The sequence below is a fragment of the Clostridium caldaquaticum genome (assembly GCF_023806125.1).
Classification (GTDB): domain Bacteria; phylum Bacillota; class Clostridia; order Clostridiales; family Clostridiaceae; genus Clostridium_AT; species Clostridium_AT caldaquaticum.
Window position 1 is genome coordinate 190754 of the sequence record NZ_JAMSKT010000001.1, and the last position, 21519, is coordinate 212272.

Consider the following 21519-nt stretch of genomic DNA (forward strand, 5'->3'; position numbering starts at 1 on the left):
CCACAAAACTGTCATAAACTTGTTCTAATATACTATTAAGATAATTATTATAAATTTACAGGAAGGGGTTAAGTAAATGAGAAAAGTAAATTTAGCTAAAAAAACTTTAGTAACATTACTTACAACAGTTATAGCACTATCTATTTTTACAGGCTGCAAAAATAATAGTACTGCTGAAACAGAACCCAATACTTACGCATCTTCATCAAATAATTCTCAGCAGAATTCTAATTCATCATCAAATGATTCAGCTAAAGAAAATAATAATTCTAAACCTGAAAGCTCAGATACAGTATCCGGAGCTTCTCAAAAAGGTGACAATGCAAGAGGAAAGTTAAACACTGAATCGTTAAAAGAAACTATTGCATCTCTCGTACAAGATAAAACCATTACTGAAACTCAAGGTAATAAAATATTAGAAGCTTTCTCTTCAACAACACAAAAATCAACTGAAAAAAAGGGAAGATTTAATCCTCTAAGTCAATTAGTATCAGATGGAGTAATTACACAGGAACAAGCTGATAAAGTAATGGAAAAAATTATTCCAGACAGTCCTCCTTCAAAAAAACCAGCTACAGAAAAAAATGAACAACCAACTACATAATTCCTAAAAGGAACTGATAACAAATTTACATTATCAGTTCCTTTATTAATTTTTAATTTTTGAAGGATTTTAATAAAAAATGTAGAATATTTTTATTGAAAATGTTTTAATAAATATTTTATAAAATACAAATTTGAAAGGAGTAATTTAATATGAAACAACATCTACTAGGAAATCAGCTTTTAGAAATAAATTTTGAAGATAGAATAACTCTTTTATCTTTAGTTACCGGCCTTACAAAAGAATATATAGAAAATGAATATAAAAAAGGAATGAAAGATGAAGAAGGAATGCTGTTAAGCTATGGATATTCTGTCAAAGTCGGTGAGCTAATTGAAATTGTAGAAGATTACACCGGTCAGTTCCCTATACCTGAAATAAAAAATGATAAATACAGAGTAAAAATATGCAGTGAAAACATGAATAGAAAAACCATTAATTTTGACTCAGATTTTCAATCATCTTACTGCGATGCTTTATATGAAGTTGTAAAATACTTATTGAAAGAAAAATTTATTTTTATATAATATAAGGCCACTTAAAGTGGCCTAAAATTATTTTTTATATCTATAAATAACAACTTCCATTTCTGCATTATCCTTAATTTGCACATCAACTTTATCCGCCATCATTGCAATAAGAGAAAGTTCATTAGCTACATCACAATCACCAGTAAGATTCCAATAGTATTCCTCTATTTCTTCATATTTTTTGCAATTTATAAGTTTCATAAATTTATTTATTTTTTTCTGTGTTTCATCTTTATAATTACTTTTACAAATTATTTCATAATGCTGCTCAGTTTCTCTAATATTAATATTTATATCAGTAGCATTCATATAAAAGAAATAATTCATTAATTCTGCTGCCATTTTTGATATTTTTAAACTTTCATGTTTCAATTTTTAGTCATCCTTTCTCAAGGCCTCAATAACTGGAATTAAAGTGGCTGCTACAATTCCACCTGAAAAACCATTATTATATAAATTAATACCTTCATGCAATGCCCCTACATTTAAAACAACTGATGAATGTAAAAAACCTGCCATAATACCATATTTCCATCCAAAAGCTCCAGCTATAGGAGCTAAAGTTGTTCCGAAAAGTGCAGCTAAAAGAATAGCTGGGTCGTTAATACTCCAAGTTTTTGTTATTCCCCCTATTAATACACCAATAAATATAGGAATCATATTCCCTAAATGTTTTCCAAAAGCACTAAATCCAACTATAGTAAAAATACCTCCAATTGTAGGCCCGTTTAATTCTCCGCGGGATAATAAAACATATGCTGTTGAAAAAATACCATTTATCCCCATGTTAAGCAAACAAGCTTCAAACCCTTCTAAAATCATAAAATCTGTAACTAATCTCCCGGAATAACTCAATAGCTTTTTATACTTAGTAAACACTTGTTTGTCAAGTATATATGCAGTAATTATCATAGATATAAATAAAATAAATAGAAATACACTTAAAACTTTGTTGTTACCAGAGCTCCAAATCAGGCGCATTTTAGCTGAATATCCATATGATTTAAACAAAGACATCACTATTGTACCGATTATCCCTGCTGTAAAACCTATATTATAAAGATTAAATCCTTGATGTACTCTCATAAGATATGCTGCTAAAGGTGATAATATAAAACCTACAGTTAGTCCAACGACAACACCTAAAACAACACTTATAAATCTTGAAGTATTTAATCCAAACATAATAAAAGTAACTAATGGTGCTAAGCTTGTACCAAACAAAGCTATATATACATATTTTGAAAATTTATCTTTCTGGAACTTAGAATATAAAAATACTCCAGCAATAATAAACCATACATTAAATATGTTTTTACCAAAAAGTGAAAAACCACTCATCAACCATACAACTGAAATTGAAACTCCAGTGATATTTATTTTTAATATATATAAAATAATTAGAGTTGTAAATCCTAAAATGCCGCTGTTTACAAAAGCTGCTCCTAATCCTCCTATATCAATGTAATCACTAATTAAAACATCCTGTTCCTTAATTATTTTATATATTCCCTCTAAAATTTCTTTTGTAGAATTAATTATAAAACCGAAAAAAATTAGTGATAACGTATACATACCTGTGATAAAATATTCTCTTTTAGTGCTTATAGCTTCTATGATAATCAACCCTTTCTTTAATTTATTGTAATTATATTATAAAATAAACCAAGGCTAATTCCTATAGTAAATTACCCCCTATTATTTTTATATTCTTAACTTTTTTTCAAATCAGTAATTTCGAAGAAACAATGAAATTTTATAAGCTAACCTCAACATTCTTTATTCACAATTTTAAAAATATTATTGAACATGCAAACTATCTATGGTATAATTGCCATTATAATTTAATAAATTCGGTTGAAGATAGCGGGATATTTAATAGACCGTTATTAGACGAGCCTCTGGAGAGACTCAGATGGGCACCGAAGGGGAAAGCCAAAATAATTGGTGAAACTCTCAGGTAAAAGGACAGGGGATTTTATAAAAAGTATTAATGCTAGGCTATGCACATAATTTGCTTTAGTCAATGTATTTTATTTCTTTTTATAATAAAATCCTTATTATCTCCAGAGGCTAAACTTACACGTTTAGTCTTTATTTTTTATTGAAATATAAAATATTCAGTAGTGAGGAGAGATATTAAAATGAAAGCATTTATTACTGTAATCGGCGAAGATAAGGTTGGTATTATTTACGGAGTAACTGGTGTTCTTAAAGAAGCTAACGTAAATGTACTAGATATAACTCAAACTCTTGTTGACAATTATTTTACAATGATTATGTTTGTTGATTTAACAAATATGAAATCAGATTTTAAAGAACTAAAGGCTTCACTAGACGATGTTGGAGATAAATTAGGTGTTTCAATCAAAATTCAGCATAAGGATATATTTGATTCAATGCACACAATATAAATTAAGGAGCTGAAAAATATGATTAACTTTCAAAACATAATGGAAACTATTCAAATGATAGAAAAAGAAAAACTTGATATAAGAACTATAACAATGGGAATATCCCTTTTAGACTGCTGCGATAGCGACGGAAAAAAGGTTAGAACGAAAATTTATGACAAAATTACTAAATATGCAGAAAACCTGGTTAAAGTAGGAGAAGAACTTGAAACCCAATATGGAATCCCTATAATAAACAAAAGAATTTCCGTTACTCCTATGTCTTTAATTGCACAGTCAAGCAGCGATACTGATTATGTGGAATTTGCTAAAATATTAGATAAAGCTGCAGATACTGTAGGAGTTAACTTTATTGGCGGTTTTTCAGCTCTTGTGCAGAAAGGATACTCCATGGGTGACAAAATACTTTTAAATTCTCTGCCTGAAGCTTTAGCTGTTACTAACAAGGTTTGTGCCTCTGTAAATGTAGGCTGTACAAAGTCAGGAATTAACATGGATGCTGTACGGGATATGGGACATATTATAAAAAAAGCAGCTTATCTTACAAAAGAAAAAAAAAGCATAGGCTGTGCAAAGCTTGTAGTTTTTGCTAATGCAGTAGAGGATAATCCCTTCATGGCAGGAGCTTATCATGGAGTTGGCGAGGCAGAATGTGTTGTTAGCGTTGGAATAAGCGGCCCTGGTGTTGTTAAATCAGCTATTGAAGAAGTTAGAGGACAAAGCTTTGATGTATTATCAGAAACTATTAAGAAAACTTCCTTTAAAATTACAAGGGTTGGACAGCTCATAGCTTCAGAAGCTTCAAAAAGACTAGGTGTTTCCTTTGGTATAGTAGATTTATCTCTTGCACCAACTCCAGCTATAGGGGACAGCGTTGGAAGAATATTAGAAGAAATGGGGCTTGAAAGCTGCGGGTGTCATGGAACTACTGCTGCTTTAGCTCTTTTAAACGATGCTGTAAAAAAAGGAGGAGTTATGGCAGCTTATCATGTAGGAGGACTTAGCGGTGCATTTATTCCTGTAAGCGAAGACGAAGGAATGATCAATGCAGTATCTGTGGGCTCTTTAAGCCTTGAAAAACTTGAAGCTATGACCTGCGTATGTTCTGTAGGACTTGATATGGTAGCAATACCTGGTGATACACCTGCAGAAACAATATCTGCTATCATTGCAGATGAAGCAGCTATTGGAGTTATTAATAATAAAACTACAGGTGTAAGAATAATTCCTGTTCACGGCAAAACTATCGGTGATACCGTTGAATTCGGAGGACTGCTTGGAAGAGCTCCAATTATGGCTGTTAGTAAATTTGCAAGTACTGACTTTATAAATAGAGGCGGAAGAATTCCTGCTCCTATTCACAGCTTTAAGAACTAATGTAAATGTCAAGTGCCTGGCACTTGACATTTTTTTAAGTTTTTTATTTACAAATCCAGTTTTATGCAGTATTATAAATAAAAAAATTATATTTAAATAAAATTTCAGTTATATAACTTTGCAAGGGGAAACTTTATTTTTCATTAATAAAAATAATAAAAAGTTATATAGCTAAGTAAAAAGGGAGGCTTATTTATATGCTTGATATTAAAATAGTAAAAACAACTGCTCCAAAACAAAAGCCTGCAGCAGACCAGCCTTTAGGTTTTGGTAAAATTTTTACAGATCATATGTTTATTATGAATTATACAGAAGGAAAAGGCTGGCATGATGCTCGCATTGTACCATTTCAAAACATCTCCTTATCTCCTGCTACCATGGTTTATCATTATGGTCAGGAAATGTTTGAAGGACTAAAAGCCTATAAAGCAGAAGACGGCAGAACTCTTTTGTTCCGTCCTGAAATGAATGCAAAAAGATCAAATAACACTAATAGAAGACTTTGTATTCCTGAAATACCTGTTGAAGATTATGTACAAGCTATAAAAGCAATAGTAAAAGTAGATGAGGACTGGATTCCAACAGCGCCAGGTACATCTTTATATATTAGACCATTCATTATTGCAACAGATGAATTTTTAGGTGTAAAACCTTCCAGCACTTATTTATTTATGATAATTCTTTCCCCAAGCGGTGCTTACTACTCAAGCGGATTAAGTCCTGTAGGAATCTGGATTGAAGACGAATATGTAAGAGCTGTAAAAGGCGGTATAGGAGAAGCTAAAACCGGCGGAAACTATGTAGCAAGCATGGCGGCTCAAGTAAAAGCACACGAAGAAGGATATGCACAAGTACTTTGGCTTGACGGTGTAGAAAGAAAATACATTGAAGAAGTAGGAGCTATGAATATATTCTTTAAAATAGACGGAGTTGTAATAACTCCTGCATTAAACGGAAGCATACTGCCAGGTGTTACTCGTGATTCAGTAATAAAGTTATGTAAATCCTGGGGACTTCCAGTAGAAGAAAGAAGAATATCAATTGACGAAATATATGAAGCTCATAAAACAGGAAAGCTTGAAGAAGTTTGGGGTACTGGTACAGCAGCAGTAATCTCTCCTGTAGGAAAGCTTAGATGGAAAGATGAAGTAATGGTAATACAAGACGGCGGTATTGGAAGCTTAAGTCAAAAATTATATGATAACATAACAGGTATCCAGTTAGGTAAAATTGAAGATATACATAATTGGGTTACTGAAGTAAAATAATTTTAAAAAAAGGAGACTTTATAGTCTCCTTTTATTCAGTCTTTCTTTCAGTTAAGGTTACTTTTAAATCTATGTTTTTTCCATTTCTCCATACTTTACAGGTTACTACATCTCCTACCTTATATTTTCTTAAAATATCCTGCACATCCTGAATACTTTCCACCTTATTACCATCAACTTCCGTAATTATATCAGAGGGCTTAATCCCTGCCTTATCTGCTCCAGTTCCAGAGCTTACTTCATCAACATAAACACCGCTGATTTTATCATTACCCTCAAGTACAGCAGTACGTCCCGAAATACCAAGCATAACTCTTGGAACATCTACAGTTCCCTTACTTATATCTATTGGTTCATTGTTGCCCATTATATTTTTAATAATTTCATTTGCATCATTTATATTTATTGCAAATCCCATACCTTCTGCACCATATTGTGAACCAATTTTTAAACTATTTATTCCTATTATTTCACCAGCTTCATTAACTAATGCTCCACCGCTATTTCCAGGATTTATTGCAGCATCTGTCTGAAGTACCTTATACTTTACAACTCTGCCTGTAGTTGAATCCTGCATTTGTATTTCTCTATTTACTGCACTTATTATACCAGCTGTAACGCTGCCTGCAAACTCTTGTCCAAGAGGGTTGCCTATGGCTATAGCCAAGTCTCCAACCTTAACCTTAGAAGAATCGCCAAACTTTGCTACAGGAAGATTTTGCGCATCTATCTTTATAACTGCTATATCTCTATTAGGTTCCGCACCAACAAACTTAGCCGTAAAAACTTTATCAGAGTTGGCTAGCTTAACAGTAACCTTAGCCGCACCTTGAATTACATGATAGTTAGTAACTATATAACCTTCTTTGTCAAAAATAATACCTGAACCGCTTCCATTTGTCCTTTCACCAAAAAAATTTTCCACCTGATTACTTATTCCTACAACAGTTGGTCCTACCGTTTCTGCAACTTTAGTTATAGCATTTTTAGGAATTTCCGCAGTTGGTGTGTTATTATTTTTCTGCTCAATCAGCGATGGATTATTTGGAACATAAGTGTTGGTTAAATTACTATACTTTTTATCTACAATATAAGCTGCAGTTGCTCCTCCTGAAACAGCAGCAATCAATATAAATGCAACTCCTTTAAAAAATCCTCTTACAGCTCCGTTTCTTCTTTTATTCCTGAACTTTATTCCTGTCCCTTCAAATGTATGCCCATCTCGGCTTACCAGTTCCCAGGACGCATCTTTATATTCTTTGTAATCGTTGTTTTCCATCAACGTTTTCCTCCTGTTAAATGGTTTTTTCTATTTTTATTATATACCTACTGTTTTAAAAAGATATGAACAAAATGTAAGTATTTATTTAAGCCTTCTAAGTGTAAAGGTAAAAAACACTCCTTCACCTTCTTTATTTTCCACCCAAATATCCTCCCCATGCTGAGTTAATATATTTCTTACAATAGGAAGACCAAGACCTGTACTTACTTTTGAAGTTCTAGACTTATCAGCCTTATAAAACCTATCCCATATATGCGGCAAATCCTCTTTTGCTATTAATGGCCCGCTGTTAAATACTGAAACCAGCACCTTTTCTCCCTTTACCTTAGTGCATATTTTAATCGTTCCGCCTTCATCTACATATTTTATAGCATTATCTACTAAATTAGTCACAACCTGTATCAGTCTGTCTCTATCCCCTGCAACATACTGGTGTTCCTGATTAAATAATACATCTACATTCAGCTTCTTCTCTTTAATCTTTGTTTCAAACTTAATTATAGAAACCCTTATAATTTCATTTATATCTATTTCATCAATTCTAAGTCTAAACTGTCCTGCTTCAATTGCAGACAAATCCAGTAAATCGTTTACCAATCTTGTTAATCTCTGGATTTCTTCGTAAGTTATAGACAAATAATATTTTTCCTTATTATAAGGTATAACTCCGTCTAATATTCCTCCAATAAAACCTTTTATTGAAGTTATAGGAGAACGTATTTCATGAGATACGTTAGATATAAAATCACGCCTTGCTTTTTCAACCTTTTCAAGACTATCTGCCATATAATTAAAAGATTCCGCCAGTTCTCCTATCTCATCATTAGAGTTTATCTTTACCCTTTTCTCTACTTCCCCTTTGGATATCTTTTTAGCTACTGCGTTAATTGCTGCAAGAGGCTTTATAATTATTCTTTCTGAAAAATAATATATTATGAAAGAAGATATTATTACTGCAAAAAGTGCTGTAGCCCATATAATCCTGTAAACACCAGTAAGAGGCTCCTGTATTTCATTTAACGGTGTAATCATTATTACAGCCCCGCAAAAAGCTTCTGAATCATATACAGGTATACCATAAATATGTGAGGATTTAGGAATTATCTCACCGTAAGTTCCTTTAATCTCATATATTTTATTTAACCTCATTTCTTCCAGACCCTTAGTAAGCACCTGTCTCCCTTTTAAATTCTCAAATTTTTCATCTGATACAGAATATACAAAACCGTATCTGTCCACAAGCCAGATATCCGCCATTGTATAACTGCTGAAAAACTTTAAAATCTCATCTCTTTGAGAAGCTTTGTATTTAAGTTCATGTTTAATGTAATCAATGGCATAAGGTCTTATTAATGTAGATTCCTTTTCCAGCTGAGCTTTTCTTTGTGCAAAATAATACTTCTCAAACCATACAGATAAAAATGCTGCTATTATTATAAAGCTTAGAGCAATAATAACTACATAAGTAAATACCATCTTCGAAAATAAACCTTTTTTAAATTTGAGTTTTAATCTCATCTATTTCACCTCAAATTTGTATCCAACACCCCATACAGTTTCTATCTGCCAATTAGCCCCCCCAGGAAGTTTTTCTCTAAGTCTTTTTACATGCACATCAACAGTTCTTGAATCCCCTGGGTAATCATAACCCCAAACCTCGCAAAGAAGCTGCTCTCGTGTAAATACCCTATTTTTATTGCTTGCAAGATAGTAAACAAGCTCGAATTCCTTTGGAGGCATTTTAATTTCCTGTCCTTTATAAATTATGTTGTAGGAATTTACATCTATGATCAAATCTTCAAAGCTTATAACTTCTTTATTTGTATTTTCTGTATTGTATCTTCTAAGTACCGCCTTAATTCTTGCCAAAAGCTCTTTTGGTTCAAATGGCTTTACAATATAATCATCAGCACCAAGCTCAAGTCCAAGCACCTTATCAAAAGTTTCACCCTTTGCAGTAAGCATTATAACCGGTGTCTCATAGTCTTTTCTAATCCATTTTAAAACATCTATCCCATCAATATGAGGTAGCATAATATCAAGAAGAACTAAATCTGGTTTATAATCTAAAAAAGCTTCCTGAGCTGACCTTCCGTCATGAGCCAGCTTTGTTGCATAGCCTGAGCTTTCAAGATACATTTTTATAACTTCACAAATGTTTTCATCATCATCCACAATTAAAACTTTTCCTATAGTTCCTTCCATAATTTCCTCCTAATTTATCTTTTTTTACTAATAATAATTTATCATAAAATATTGCCTACAAATATAGTATATTTAAAAAGTTACAAATAATTTACCAATATAAAAAAGCACACACAAATACCATAAGGTTTCGTGCATGCTTTTTTATATTCTTATTGTTCTATTTATATTACTTAAACTTCTTCAAAAAGTTTGCTTACAGGCATATCTTCATAAATTCTTCTTATTGCATCAGCAAATACTGGAGCAACTGAAAGAATTTTAAACTTATCAAGCTTTTTTTCCTGTGGAAGATTAATAGTATTTAACATTGTTAATTCTTTTATGGCAGACTTTTCAATTCTTTCTATAGCAGGTCCTGACAGTACTGAATGAGTACAGCAGGCGTAAACTTCTTTAGCCCCCATATCTGCTAAAGCATTAGCTGCATTACATATAGTTCCTGCTGTATCTATTACGTCGTCTATAAGAATAACAATTTTATCTTTAACATCTCCGATAACATTCATAATCTCTGAAACATTTGCCTTAGGTCTTCTCTTGTCAATTATAGCTATTGGAGCATGAAGTCTGTCTGCAAATTTTCTAGCTCTTGTAACGCTTCCAAGGTCAGGAGATACAACAACTACATCTTCTCTTTCATGGAAACCTTTATCAATAAAGTATTTTGCAAGTATTGGAGCACCTAAAAGATGATCCACTGGTATATTAAAGTAACCTTGAATCTGAGCAGCGTGTAAATCCATAGTAAGTACTCTGTCTGCTCCTGCTGCTGTTAATATATCAGCAACAAGCTTTGCAGTAATTGGATCTCTAGCTTTTGCCTTTCTGTCCTGTCTTGCGTAGCCGTAATATGGTATAACAGCAGTAATTCTTCCTGCAGAAGCTCTCTTAAATGCATCCATCATAATTAAAAGCTCCATAAGGTTATCATTTACCGGAGCATTAGTTGATTGCACAACAAATACATCGGAACCTCTTACAGTTTCATTAATATCAACAGATATTTCTCCATCGCTGAACTTTCCTACATTAGACTGACCAACAGACACACCTAATATATCAGCAATTTCCTTTGCCAGATTTTTATGGGAATTTCCTGTAAAAATCTTAATGTCTTTACCATGAGTTATCATCAGTTTTCCTCCTTATAAAAGCACCGCTATTTATTTTAAGTAGCTGTTATTTTTTCTTTAATCCTTTTTTAACTACCCAGCCTTCTATGTTAACCTGCTTAGCTCTGGCTACAGCAAGGGAATCTTCTGGAACCTCTGATGTTATAGTAGAACCAGCAGCTGTGTATGCATTATCTTTTACCTCAACAGGTGCAACTAAATTTGTATTGCAGCCTATAAAAACATTGTTTCCTATTTTAGTCTTATACTTCTTCTTTCCGTCATAATTTACCACAACAGTCCCACAGCCAAAATTGCATCCGCTTCCAACTTCAGCATCACCTATATAAGTCAAATGTGATACCTTAGTATTATCACCTATTGTAGATTTTTTAATCTCAACAAAGTCACCTATTCTAGCATTTTTACCAATATTAGTTTCAGGCCTTATATATGCAAAAGGACCTACGGTAGTTCCTTCTCCAATATAGCTTTCTATTATAACTGAACTTTGAATGTCTACTCCTGCTTCTATAGTACTGTCAGCTATTCTTGAATTAGGATAAAGAGTACAATTTTCTTTAATAACTGTTTTACCTTCTATTACGTTTCCTGGATATATAATAGTATCTCTGCCTATTTCTACATCGCTTCCTATGTACGTACTCTTTGGATCTATAATAGTAACTCCATTTTCCATGTGCTTTCTGTTTATTCTGTCTCTAAGTATTGCCTCAGCCTCAGCAAGCTCAACTCTGGAATTTACACCTATAGTTTCTTCATAGTCAGTAATCATTGCACCAACTTTAAAGCCTTCACTTTTTAAAATGCCTATAACATCAGTTATGTAGTATTCTCCCTGAGCATTATTGTTAGTCAGCTTTTCCAAGCTTTCTAATAGTAACTCTATATCAAAACAATACATTCCTGCATTTATTTCTTGAACCTTTAACTCTTCTTCATTACAGTCTTTAGCTTCAACTATTTTTAATACATCACCGTTTTCGTCTCTTATAACTCTTCCATAATGTGCAGCATCATCTATAACCGAAGTAAGTATAGTAGCTTTAAAGCCTCCATTTTCATGAAAAGCAATAAATTCTTTTACTGTTTCTTCTTTTATTAAAGGAGCATCTCCCGTAAATATTGCTACTGTTCCGCTTTTGCTGCTTAAAAAGTCTTTTGCAGACTTAACTGCATGACCTGTGCCAAGCTGTGCTTCTTGAAAAGAATAGCTGACATTTCTGTCTTTTGTTCCTTCCTTAACCTTCTCTGCACCTTTTCCAACTATTACATTAACATCTTCAATTCCAGCTTTTCTCATTATGTCAATAACATGGTTTACCATTTCTTTCCCGCATACCTTGTGAAGAACCTTAGGTGTATCAGATTTCATTCTCTTTCCTTCACCTGCAGCCAGTATAGCAGCACACTTATACACTATAACATCACTCTCCATACACAGACAAAAATAGGCTACTTTATATTTTTATTCGTATAACATAAAAACGCCTCTTTTATTATATTTTATATAATATTATTTTGCAACCTTACAAAACAATTTGCAGCAAAAAATAAAAAGGAGTATAAAACCCCCTTTTATTTATTCCTCTTGAGAAATTGTTGATTCATCATTTTTTACTTTTTCATACTCATCTAATATAGCCTGCTGAATCTTCTCTCTAGTTTGAGTATTGATTGGGTGAGCTATGTCCTTGAATTCTCCATCTGGAGTCTTTCTGCTTGGCATAGCAATGAAAAGCCCATTTTGACCTTCAATAACCTTTATATCATGAACAACAAATTCATTGTCAAAAGTTACTGAAACAATAGCTTTCATTTTACCCTCAGCTGCAACTTTTCTAACTCTTACATCTGTAATTTGCATATAAAACCACCTCCACGATGCTCATACATAATAGTATTCTACATATTTTTTATTTCTCCTGCTTATTTTTCAAAATATTTAATACTTTTTTGAATATTTCACTATTTAAACTATTTCGACGGAGAAACTACTGCAATACCTTCTTCACTGACTCCCTTAAACTTCACTATAGAAATATAATCCTCAATCAGTTTCTTAGGTGTTTCTACATCTTCAATCATTACTCCTATACCTACAAGTTTGCTGTCAAATTCCTTAAGCATATTCACTATGCCTAAAGCTGTTCCCCCTGCTTTCATAAAATCATCTATAAAAATGCAGCTGCTTCCGCTTTTTAATGCTTTTCTTGAAAGAGACATAGTCTGAATTCTTTTACTTGAACCCGTAACATAATTTATACTTACAGTAGTACCTTCTGTAACCTTATTATCTCTTCTCACTATAACAAGCTGAACCCCAAGCATCTTAGCTACTTCATAGGCAAGAGGTATTCCCTTTGTTTCAACGGTTACTATATAATCTACAACTCTATCGTTAAAAGCAGTTGCTAGAATCAATCCTGCCTTACTTATTATCTCAGGGTTGTACATTATATCTGTCATATATATATAATTACCAGGTATAATTCTGTCTTCTTCTCTAAGAATAGTACATAATTGTTCTGCAAATTCCCTTCTGTCTTCCTCTGAAATACCGCATACATACTTAACTCCGCCGGCAGCACCAGCTACTGTTTCTACTCTTCCTAAATTAAGTCTGCTTAATGTATCCTTTATAACCAGTATATCTTCACTGACTGTAGACTTTGCTGCATTGAATTTTTCTGTAAAAGTATTTAAATTTATAACCTTATTAGGATTTTCTGTAAGCATTTTACTTATAGCTGATATCCTCATATTTCTGCTAAATTTTTCCATATGCATCACCTTTTATTTAAACTTTTAATTAACACGAATATTTTCTTGTATGTTAAATTCTATTATTCATATTTTATTCTATTTTACGAACATTATCAACAGTTTTAGTAAATACTTAACTGAATTTCAAATAAATATTCGTAACAAGTGTTGCTTTTTATGAAATTTGTATATAATGATATAATAGAGTGGTTTTTAAGGAGTTGATAATTTGTCTTTCGATTTTATAAAAGATAAACATAAAAAAATACATTTTATAGGCATAGGCGGCATTAGCATGAGCGGCCTTGCAGAAATACTACTGGAAAATAATTATAGAGTCTCCGGTTCAGATATGAAATCCTCACTTCTTACTGAAAAATTAGGCAAGCATGGTGCTGAGATTTTCATAGGTCATGCTAGCAAAAATGTAGAAGGTTCTGATTTAGTTGTGTATACTGCCGCTGTTTCAGAGGACAATCCAGAACTTATAAGAGCTAAAGAACTGAATATTCCTACTATGGACAGAGCAGAATTTCTAGGCAAAATAATGAAGGGACACAAGTATAATGTAGCAATATCAGGAACCCATGGTAAAACTACTACAACCTCTATGGTTTCACACATATTTTTAAATGCAGATTTAGACCCTACCATACTTGTAGGTGGAGAACTTGACATAATAGACGGAAATGTAAAGACAGGAAAAAGTGAATATTTTATAACAGAAGCCTGCGAATATAAAGCATCCTTTTTAAAATTCTTTCCTTATATAGGAGTTATATTAAACATAGAAGCGGATCATTTAGACTTTTATAGAAATATAGATCACATACAAGATACTTTTACAGAATTTGTGAAATTAATTCCAGAGGACGGATATTTAATTGCTTATAGCGAGGATGAAAAATTAAAGAAAGTAATAAAATCTGCAAAATGTAATGTATTAACATATGGAATTAATGAAGGAGATATAAGGGCTAAGAACATAAATTTCAATGACAGAGGCTGTGCTATTTTTGATGTTTATAAAAATGAAGAAAAATTATTTACAGCCAATTTAAATGTACCAGGAAAGCACAATGTGCTTAATGGTCTGGCAAGTATATGCGTTGCCTTAAGTCTTAATGTAGATTACAAAAATATAGTTGAAGGGCTGGCAAATTTCTTTGGTACTCACAGAAGATTTGAAATTAAAGGTGTAAAAAATGGAGTAACAGTAGTAGATGACTACGCTCACCACCCAACAGAAATTAAAGCTACCTTAGAGGCAGCTAAAAATTATCCTCACAAAAAAATATACTGCGTATTTCAGCCGCATACCTACACAAGAACTCTAACACTCTTTGATAATTTTGTGCACTCTTTTTCTAACGCTGATGAAGTTATCCTGGCAGATATTTATGCTGCCAGAGAGAAGTTTACAAAAGCAGTTAGCTCAGATATGCTTGGAGATAAAATCAGAGAACTTGGACAAAACTGTAAAAACTTCCACGGTTTCGAGGACATAGTGAGTTATTTAAATACTGTGCTTGAAAATGGAGACTTACTTCTTACTGTAGGCGCAGGAGATGTTTACAAGATTGGTGAAATGTATTTAGCTGAATAATTAATATTAAAAAGGGGCTGTCAACAGTCCCTTTTACTATTTATAAACTGTTATATCAAACTTATCTAATGTACAATACCATTATAAAAAGATTTGTTTAAATACTAATTGCAGGTGGTGACTTTATTGAATTTAGAAATTAATATACTGTATGAAAAACTTAAACATAAACTGCTGCCCTCATCTTTTATTAATTACAGCAATGCTTCCATAAGGGCGGTAAAATATTTAAAAAAACACAAGATGACTTTCAGCAGGACATTTTATATGTTGGTAATTTATCCGACCTGCCGTGCAGACTGCCGGAGAATATGAATATAAACCTGTTATGTATTAAAGATTGCAATCTTCCTGAACAAGTTGTAAAAAATACCTGTGTCAATCTCCTTCAAGTAAAAAGTTCAGCAGATACAGCAGAACTTTTAAATGAAATTCAGGATATATTATTAGATAAACAGAGGTTTATCCTAAGTTCTGCTGCCTTACTAAACTCAATAATAGAGGGACGAGGGCTTCAGTATATAATCGAAATCGGCTATCAACTCCTAGGTAACCCTATTATGCTTGGAGATACCAACTACAGACTGTTAGCCCATTCCAAAAATGAGGAAGTGGATGATCCAGCATGGAACGAACTAGTAGCCAAAGGCTACTGCTCCTACGACTTTGCTACACGTTATAAATTCAAGGAACTAATTGAGCAGGAAATAAAAAGCGGCACCCCATTTATAGCCGATGCAGGAGCAGCTGAAAAAAAGAGAAGAATACTGGCAAAGATAACAATAGACAATAAAATAGTTGGACATTTGGCTGTATTAGAGCATAATAAACCCTTCACTGAAAGCGATATCGAAATAACCGCCTTCATATGCGATGTAATTTCTTCTGAAATGCAGAAAAACAGTCATTTTTTAAACACAAAAGCAGTTATATATGAAAATTTGATAACCGATTTACTAAATGGCATAAATCAAAATGAAAATTTAATTCAAGAAAGGATAAATCACTTTGAATGGAAAATAAAAGATAAGTTATACGTACTATCTATAGATATAGGTGGTTTAGAAAACAGCTTTACATTAATTCCATATATAAGAGACTCTTTAGGCAAAATGATGGAAGGAGAAAATGCAGTTATTTACGATAACCGTATTGTTATTATACTTGGCTGCAGCAAAGAAAAAAGTTTAACAAAGTCAGATTTTCAGCCTCTCATTAGTTTCTTAAGAAAAAATAATATGAGCGCTGGACTAAGTCAATGTTTTAACAAAATCACAGACTTAAAGGAATATTACAAGCAGTCCATTTCATCTATAGATATTGGATTAAGAATAAACAAAAATGATGTACTGTATGTTTATGACGATTATTCACTTTACCACATGATTAATATATTAAATCATTATGAAAACATTGCTAGATTCTGTCATCCTGCACTTCTTCAGCTACTTGAATATGACAACAAACATAAAACTGATTATGTAAAAAGTTTATATACCTATATAGTAAATGCCAGAAACCTAATTTCTGCTGCCGACTCCCTTTTTATACATCGAAACACCATGAGCTACAGAATTGCTAAAATACAGGAGATTTCAGGTATTGATCTTAATAATAATGATTTGCTTATGCATATTTTTGTCTCTTACAAAATACTTAAGTATTCAGGGCGTTTATAGCAGCCAGTAAATTCCGGTACGTTATGTGGAGTTTGCTGTTTTTCCTTTTTATACTTCAGTGCAAAATTCACAATATAATTTAATAATTTTCTAAAAACCTGCATAATGACCTCCATTTACCATTATGCTAAAATAAAATTGTTAAAAAAACATCAATCTTGTTGCATTAATAACAAATGGTTTAAGCCATAAATTAATGTAACTCTTACATTAATTTATTTAATATGGAGGTATTTTTCATGGAAAACAAATTCGAAAAGCTATTTACTCCCTTTAAAATCGGTAAGATGGAAGTTAAAAATCGTATTGTCATGTCACCTATGGGAACAAACTCTGCTCATATTGATGGTACTATTTCTGTAGATGAAATTGACTATTTTGAAGAAAGAGCCAAAGGCGGCGTCGGCATGATAATAATGGGCTGCCAGTTCCTCACCGCTGAACTAGCTCAGGGTTCAATGGAAGGTGTATTAGAAAAAAATTATGTAATCCCAAGATTAACAGATTTATGTGAAGCTGTTCAACGCTATGGTGCTAAAATTGTTGCTCAATTAAGCTGTGGTACCGGCCGTAATGCATTCCCAAATATGTTTGGAGAACCGCCAGTATCAGCTTCACCAATCCCATCTCAGTTCAACCCTGATGTACTTTGCCGTCCTCTGTCAGTAGAAGATATTAAAGTTATCATGAAACAATTTGCATCATCAGCCAGTTTAGTAAAAGCAGCAGGTTTTGATGCCATAGAAATCCACGGTCATGCAGGATATTTAATCGACCAGTTTATGTCTCCTATCTGGAATAAGCGTCAGGATGAATATGGCGGTACATTAGAGAAACGAATGCGCTTTGCAGTAGAAATAGTACAATCCATCCGCAGTGCTGTAGGTCCTGACATGCCTATCCTGTTTAGAATATCCTGTGACCATCGCTTCAACGGAGGAAGAACCTTAGAAGAAAGTATGGCAATGCTCAAAATATTAGAGGATGCTGGTGTGGATGCAATAGATATAGATGCAGGCGCCTATGAAACTATTGACTATATATTCCCACCAACTTATCTTGGAGATGCCTGCATGAATTATGTGTGTGAACCAGCAAGAAAGGCTGTATCCATACCTATACTAAATACAGGAAACTATACACCTGAAACAGCTCTTAAAGCAATAGAATCAGGTAACCTTGATTTTGTAATGTTCGGCCGTCAACTTATTGCTGATCCAGATATGCCTAATAAACTTATGGAAGGCAGAGCGGAAGATGTCCGCCCATGCATCCGCTGCAATGAAGAATGTATAGGCAGAATTGTTAACCGTTTAACTAAGCTTAGCTGCTCAGTAAATCCAAGAGCTTGTAATGAGGTACGCTTTACTATAAAAGATGCAAAATCTTCAAAGAATGTTGTAGTTATAGGCGGAGGTCCGGCTGGTCTGGAAGCAGCAAGGGTAGCCGCTATAAAAGGTCACAAGGTTACTTTATTTGAAAAGAATAATATTTTAGGAGGCCAAATAGCTGCAGCAGCAACACCTGCATTTAAAACCCAGCTTCGAAAACTCATCACTTGGTATGAAGTTCAGCTGAACAAATTAAACGTAGACATTAGACTCAATGTTGAAGTTACAGCAGATACTCCTGAGCTTGCAGCTGCTGATAATATTTTAGTAGGCATAGGTGCCTCGCCAATTATTCCTCCTATTCCTGGAATTGATGGAGCTAATGTTTTAGATGTTTTAACAGCCCATATGGATAAAAGCAAAGTAAAAGGCGAAAACATCATTATGATGGGCGGTGGCCTTTCTGGATGCGACAGCGCACTAGAGCTTGCAATGGAGGGCAAGAATGTAACTATAGTTGAAATGATGGATTCTCTTGCCAAGGATCTTATGTTTATTAATTCCATATCCTTATTCAACAAATTAAATGAATATGGTGTAAAACAACTGACGGGCCATAAGGTTCTTGCTATAACCCCTGACGGTATCATTGCAGAAACAAAAGACGGAAAAGAAGTTACAATAAAAGGAGATACAATGGTTGCTGCCTTCGGCATGAAACCAAACACAGACAGTGCTGCAGCCATCCGTGACCGCTTTGTACTAAAAACAAGAATGATAGGCGACTGTACAAATGTAGGCAAGGTAGGCAACGCAATAAGAGCCGGCTTCTTTGCAGCTGATTCAATAGAATAATTTATTTACACCAGCTCAAGGATATTTATCCTAAGAGCTGGTTTTTCTTGTATTCTAAATCTAACAAAGGGCGTAGAATTTACTTCTACACCCTTAAATCTTAATTATTTAACCTGAAGCACTTCAACATCCTTTAAAACTATCTGTGCTGAGTCCTTAACCTTCAAATCTCCTCCAGTGGATTCAAATATGTTATTTGCTATTATAGCATCCATAACTAAAGAAACCTGTTCCTGAGTTACTGTATCCCCTATTCCATCCAGTCTTATGGAAACTTTTCTTCCAGCTTCATTCATAAAGCTCATTACTAAACTTCTATCCATTATAAAACCTCCCCATTAATAAATATTTACATTTTCCAGCTTAAAATGATTATTTACTATTCAGCTGCTTCTACAAGATTCTGGTCTTCTCTTATTACCTCAACTAAAGGATATTTAAGAAGTGTGCCTAGTTGAGTTCCTACATTTAAAATACTTTCATCATCTGCAGTAACCTTTACCTTTGAAAACCTCTGATTTTTAAATATGTCATTTCCATTGATGTCTGTTCCAGCTTTAAACTTGATTACCATGGTGCTTTGCACCTTTGTTGAATTAACTGCCATATTATCAGCTCCTTTCAATAATTCGGGCTGTTTTGCCCTTGCATTAATTAAATATGCAGTAATTTGAAAATTCACCTTATTTATTTAAATTTTTAAAAAACATTTTCAGAGCAAGACCTGTTTTTTTATAAGTTAATGACATTTTTTTATTTCTTAAACATATAATGTTTAAGAAAGAGTAATCAAATATATTTGGAGGAGTTTCATGGGATATAAATTAGTAAAATTCAATGTTGTGCCAGAGGAAAATGAACAAATAGATGCCATAATAAAAGTTCCTAAGGAGCCTCGAAGTGTAATTCATGGTGTTGTACTAGACGAATGTAATAGACCTAAAAAGGATGCAGTTGTAAAACTATTAAAAATGAGCAGTCATGATCCTAAACGGTTAGAACCTATAACTCATACCTTCACCGATGAACACGGACAATTTTTATTTGGACCTCTCTGCCCTCATGTAAAATATGTAATTAAAGTATGGATTAATCATGTAAAAACTAGAGAACTTGTTATTAAACCAGAAGAATGTAATGATAACTGCATTGAAAATCCTAATGATGACCATGATTGTAATCATAATTATAGAACACATAATGAAGAGGAACATGAGGAACAAATACAAATCAGAATGTCTCTTAATGATGATGAATTATAGATAAATTAAATAAGGATAATTTTTAAAAACAAGGTTGTTAAAAATTATTAACGGCCTTGTTTTTATTTATCTTTGTTTCATATGCCTGTGAAACACACATTACCTTACTAAGAATATACTGTATAACAGGATAAGATTTATTTAATGAACTCTTTATGAAATAAATAAGGAAGTGATATCATGGCAAGTATTGTAAAAAACCTCATTGAATTAGACGGAATTTCAGACTTTTTGCCTCAGTTTTCAGAAAAATTTGCACCGATAAAAGAATTTAATGTTCAGGAAACTTTAGATATTCCTGCTGAAAAGCCAGATATAGAACAGCTTGTAAAAGTGAAATCTGAACTTATTATAACAAGCACAAAAGTAATAAAAACACCAGCAGCAATATCTCTTAGCGAACAGGTTTTGACAGGCTGGAAAGTAATTATAGAAGGTGAATTAAAGCAGACAGTACAATATGTGGCGGATAAACCTGCTCAAAGCGTCCATGGTGCACATTTTGATGTGCCTTTCAGTAATTTTGTAGTTCTTCCTCCAGATTTTGAAGAAGGACAGTGCGTTAATATGGAAGGATATATTGAAGATATTTATGCAGAGAAAATAGGAAAAAGACAGATATTTAAAAATATAACAATATTACTGGTAGCTAGAATTTTATAGCAAAGGAGGTAAAATGATGGCTAATAATGACCAGCCCGTAAAAACTGCAGGGGTAGCAAAGGCATTGCCAGATAAACCAAAATATTTTACTGAAATATCAATACCTGAAATAATTAAAATTCCTTCTCAAAAACCAAATATAGAGCAATTAGTTGAAGTGCTTGTTGAACCGGAAATTATGTCTATGAGATTAGTTGATACCCCTTGCTTAAAATCCTATGAAGGTGAAATGTTAAGCGGTAAAAAACTTATTTTGGAATTAAAGCTTAAAGAAAAAATAGTTTATGTAGCTGATGAGGTTTCCCAGCCAGTACATGCAGCTCATTATGAAGAGGTTATGAGAAGTGTCTTTATAATTGTCCCAAAATATATTGACAATTTTTCAATAGATACTTTATTAAAAGCAGGTAAGGTTAGAGTTTCCCCATATATAGAAGATATATATGCAGAGCAAAAAGATAATAGAACCATTTTTAAAAATATTACTTTGTTTATTGATGTAACTTTTACATGTACTAATTAAAGTAAGATAAGAAAGGAG

The 21519-nt window shown here is 33.0% G+C and carries 22 protein-coding genes and 1 riboswitch; of the genes, 11 read left to right on the forward strand and 11 right to left on the reverse strand.

Going from position 1 to position 21519, the window contains the following annotated elements:
* The first annotated feature begins 76 nt into the window (after positions 1–76).
* Together M2651_RS00885 and M2651_RS00890 are read left to right on the forward strand one after the other, a co-directional pair.
* Positions 77–604, forward strand: coding sequence for a hypothetical protein (locus M2651_RS00885; protein WP_252130438.1), 528 nt, complete (start codon positions 77–79; stop codon positions 602–604).
* Between the two features lie 152 nt (positions 605–756).
* Complete coding sequence (locus M2651_RS00890) at positions 757–1131, forward strand: hypothetical protein (RefSeq protein WP_252130439.1); 375 nt, start codon at positions 757–759, stop codon at positions 1129–1131.
* Between the two features lie 27 nt (positions 1132–1158).
* Here M2651_RS00890 and M2651_RS00895 read toward each other — a convergent pair whose 3' ends face one another.
* Both M2651_RS00895 and M2651_RS00900 read right to left on the reverse strand, forming a co-directional pair.
* Positions 1159–1506 (reverse strand): hypothetical protein, encoded by a 348-nt coding sequence (locus M2651_RS00895; RefSeq protein WP_252130440.1) that lies wholly within the window; start codon positions 1504–1506, stop codon positions 1159–1161.
* 3 nt (positions 1507–1509) lie between these two features.
* On the reverse strand, positions 1510–2760 hold the full coding sequence (locus tag M2651_RS00900) for a DUF1576 domain-containing protein (protein ID WP_252130441.1): 1251 nt from the start codon (positions 2758–2760) through the stop codon (positions 1510–1512).
* Between the two features lie 265 nt (positions 2761–3025).
* Positions 3026–3116: riboswitch (glycine riboswitch) on the forward strand.
* 162 nt (positions 3117–3278) lie between these two features.
* Between M2651_RS00900 and M2651_RS00905 the strand changes: the two genes are divergently transcribed.
* The 3 genes from M2651_RS00905 to M2651_RS00915 all read left to right on the forward strand — a co-directional run bounded on the left by M2651_RS00905 (position 3279) and on the right by M2651_RS00915 (position 6193).
* Positions 3279–3548 carry an ACT domain-containing protein gene (locus tag M2651_RS00905; RefSeq protein WP_252130442.1) on the forward strand — a complete coding sequence of 90 codons (270 nt, stop codon included), beginning with the start codon at positions 3279–3281 and terminating at the stop codon, positions 3546–3548.
* An 18-nt stretch (positions 3549–3566) separates the two neighbouring features.
* Entirely contained in the window at positions 3567–4925 is a 1359-nt protein-coding gene (locus M2651_RS00910; RefSeq protein WP_252130443.1) for a PFL family protein, read from the forward strand.
* A 197-nt stretch (positions 4926–5122) separates the two neighbouring features.
* Complete coding sequence (locus M2651_RS00915; RefSeq protein ID WP_252130444.1) at positions 5123–6193, forward strand: branched-chain amino acid aminotransferase; 1071 nt, start codon at positions 5123–5125, stop codon at positions 6191–6193.
* Positions 6194–6224: 31 nt separating this feature from the next.
* Here the strand turns inward: M2651_RS00915 and M2651_RS00920 are convergent, their stop codons facing one another.
* The 7 genes from M2651_RS00920 to purR all read right to left on the reverse strand — a co-directional run bounded on the left by M2651_RS00920 (position 6225) and on the right by purR (position 13600).
* Positions 6225–7472: a S1C family serine protease gene (locus M2651_RS00920; RefSeq protein WP_252130445.1), complete on the reverse strand. Its 1248-nt coding sequence runs from the start codon at positions 7470–7472 to the stop codon at positions 6225–6227.
* A gap of 84 nt (positions 7473–7556) precedes the next feature.
* Entirely contained in the window at positions 7557–8993 is a 1437-nt protein-coding gene (locus M2651_RS00925; protein ID WP_252130446.1) for a sensor histidine kinase, read from the reverse strand.
* Entirely contained in the window at positions 8994–9680 is a 687-nt protein-coding gene (locus M2651_RS00930; protein WP_252130447.1) for a response regulator transcription factor, read from the reverse strand.
* Between the two features lie 173 nt (positions 9681–9853).
* Positions 9854–10816 (reverse strand): ribose-phosphate diphosphokinase, encoded by a 963-nt coding sequence (locus tag M2651_RS00935; protein WP_252130448.1) that lies wholly within the window; start codon positions 10814–10816, stop codon positions 9854–9856.
* Between the two features lie 46 nt (positions 10817–10862).
* A complete protein-coding gene (gene glmU, locus M2651_RS00940; RefSeq protein ID WP_252130449.1) occupies positions 10863–12236 on the reverse strand; it encodes a bifunctional UDP-N-acetylglucosamine diphosphorylase/glucosamine-1-phosphate N-acetyltransferase GlmU in 1374 nt (457 codons plus the stop codon).
* Positions 12237–12398: 162 nt separating this feature from the next.
* Complete coding sequence (gene spoVG / locus M2651_RS00945; RefSeq protein WP_252130450.1) at positions 12399–12683, reverse strand: septation regulator SpoVG; 285 nt, start codon at positions 12681–12683, stop codon at positions 12399–12401.
* A 110-nt stretch (positions 12684–12793) separates the two neighbouring features.
* Positions 12794–13600 (reverse strand): pur operon repressor, encoded by an 807-nt coding sequence (purR, locus tag M2651_RS00950; protein ID WP_252130451.1) that lies wholly within the window; start codon positions 13598–13600, stop codon positions 12794–12796.
* A 211-nt stretch (positions 13601–13811) separates the two neighbouring features.
* On the opposite strand from purR, the gene murC reads away from it, so the two are divergent.
* The 3 genes from murC (at position 13812) to M2651_RS00965 (ending at position 19053) form a co-directional block, all read left to right on the forward strand.
* Entirely contained in the window at positions 13812–15188 is a 1377-nt protein-coding gene (gene murC, locus M2651_RS00955; RefSeq protein ID WP_252130452.1) for a UDP-N-acetylmuramate--L-alanine ligase, read from the forward strand.
* Positions 15189–15499: 311 nt separating this feature from the next.
* A complete protein-coding gene (locus tag M2651_RS00960; protein ID WP_252130453.1) occupies positions 15500–16867 on the forward strand; it encodes a PucR family transcriptional regulator in 1368 nt (455 codons plus the stop codon).
* Between the two features lie 239 nt (positions 16868–17106).
* The gene (locus tag M2651_RS00965; RefSeq protein ID WP_252130454.1) at positions 17107–19053 is read left to right on the forward strand and encodes an NAD(P)/FAD-dependent oxidoreductase; all 1947 of its coding nucleotides are present in this window, start codon (positions 17107–17109) and stop codon (positions 19051–19053) included.
* Positions 19054–19157: 104 nt separating this feature from the next.
* On the opposite strand, the gene M2651_RS00970 is transcribed toward M2651_RS00965, so the two are convergent.
* Positions 19158–19376 (reverse strand): DUF2922 domain-containing protein, encoded by a 219-nt coding sequence (locus tag M2651_RS00970; protein WP_252130455.1) that lies wholly within the window; start codon positions 19374–19376, stop codon positions 19158–19160.
* A gap of 56 nt (positions 19377–19432) precedes the next feature.
* Complete coding sequence (locus tag M2651_RS00975; RefSeq protein WP_252130456.1) at positions 19433–19660, reverse strand: DUF1659 domain-containing protein; 228 nt, start codon at positions 19658–19660, stop codon at positions 19433–19435.
* Between the two features lie 205 nt (positions 19661–19865).
* Here M2651_RS00975 and M2651_RS00980 point away from each other — a divergent pair, with 205 nt between their 5' ends.
* The 3 genes from M2651_RS00980 (at position 19866) to M2651_RS00990 (ending at position 21501) form a co-directional block, all read left to right on the forward strand.
* Positions 19866–20315: a carboxypeptidase regulatory-like domain-containing protein gene (locus M2651_RS00980; protein WP_252130457.1), complete on the forward strand. Its 450-nt coding sequence runs from the start codon at positions 19866–19868 to the stop codon at positions 20313–20315.
* 180 nt (positions 20316–20495) lie between these two features.
* A complete protein-coding gene (locus M2651_RS00985) occupies positions 20496–20978 on the forward strand; it encodes a DUF3794 domain-containing protein (protein ID WP_252130458.1) in 483 nt (160 codons plus the stop codon).
* Between the two features lie 16 nt (positions 20979–20994).
* Positions 20995–21501, forward strand: coding sequence for a hypothetical protein (locus M2651_RS00990; RefSeq protein ID WP_252130459.1), 507 nt, complete (start codon positions 20995–20997; stop codon positions 21499–21501).
* Positions 21502–21519 lie beyond the last annotated feature (18 nt).

Coding starts and splice junctions, on each gene's coding strand:
- M2651_RS00910 (WP_252130443.1), top strand. CDS start 3,567: ATGATTAACTTTCAAAACATAATGGAAACTATTCAAATGATAGAAAAA.
- M2651_RS00990 (WP_252130459.1), top strand. CDS start 20,995: ATGGCTAATAATGACCAGCCCGTAAAAACTGCAGGGGTAGCAAAGGCA.
- M2651_RS00980 (WP_252130457.1), top strand. CDS start 19,866: ATGGGATATAAATTAGTAAAATTCAATGTTGTGCCAGAGGAAAATGAA.
- purR (WP_252130451.1), bottom strand. CDS start 13,600: ATGGAAAAATTTAGCAGAAATATGAGGATATCAGCTATAAGTAAAATG.
- M2651_RS00890 (WP_252130439.1), top strand. CDS start 757: ATGAAACAACATCTACTAGGAAATCAGCTTTTAGAAATAAATTTTGAA.
- M2651_RS00905 (WP_252130442.1), top strand. CDS start 3,279: ATGAAAGCATTTATTACTGTAATCGGCGAAGATAAGGTTGGTATTATT.
- M2651_RS00960 (WP_252130453.1), top strand. CDS start 15,500: ATGAATATAAACCTGTTATGTATTAAAGATTGCAATCTTCCTGAACAA.
- spoVG (WP_252130450.1), bottom strand. CDS start 12,683: ATGCAAATTACAGATGTAAGAGTTAGAAAAGTTGCAGCTGAGGGTAAA.
- M2651_RS00920 (WP_252130445.1), bottom strand. CDS start 7,472: ATGGAAAACAACGATTACAAAGAATATAAAGATGCGTCCTGGGAACTG.
- M2651_RS00965 (WP_252130454.1), top strand. CDS start 17,107: ATGGAAAACAAATTCGAAAAGCTATTTACTCCCTTTAAAATCGGTAAG.
- M2651_RS00885 (WP_252130438.1), top strand. CDS start 77: ATGAGAAAAGTAAATTTAGCTAAAAAAACTTTAGTAACATTACTTACA.
- M2651_RS00985 (WP_252130458.1), top strand. CDS start 20,496: ATGGCAAGTATTGTAAAAAACCTCATTGAATTAGACGGAATTTCAGAC.
- M2651_RS00975 (WP_252130456.1), bottom strand. CDS start 19,660: ATGGCAGTTAATTCAACAAAGGTGCAAAGCACCATGGTAATCAAGTTT.
- M2651_RS00925 (WP_252130446.1), bottom strand. CDS start 8,993: ATGAGATTAAAACTCAAATTTAAAAAAGGTTTATTTTCGAAGATGGTA.
- M2651_RS00930 (WP_252130447.1), bottom strand. CDS start 9,680: ATGGAAGGAACTATAGGAAAAGTTTTAATTGTGGATGATGATGAAAAC.
- M2651_RS00935 (WP_252130448.1), bottom strand. CDS start 10,816: ATGATAACTCATGGTAAAGACATTAAGATTTTTACAGGAAATTCCCAT.
- M2651_RS00970 (WP_252130455.1), bottom strand. CDS start 19,376: ATGGATAGAAGTTTAGTAATGAGCTTTATGAATGAAGCTGGAAGAAAA.
- M2651_RS00915 (WP_252130444.1), top strand. CDS start 5,123: ATGCTTGATATTAAAATAGTAAAAACAACTGCTCCAAAACAAAAGCCT.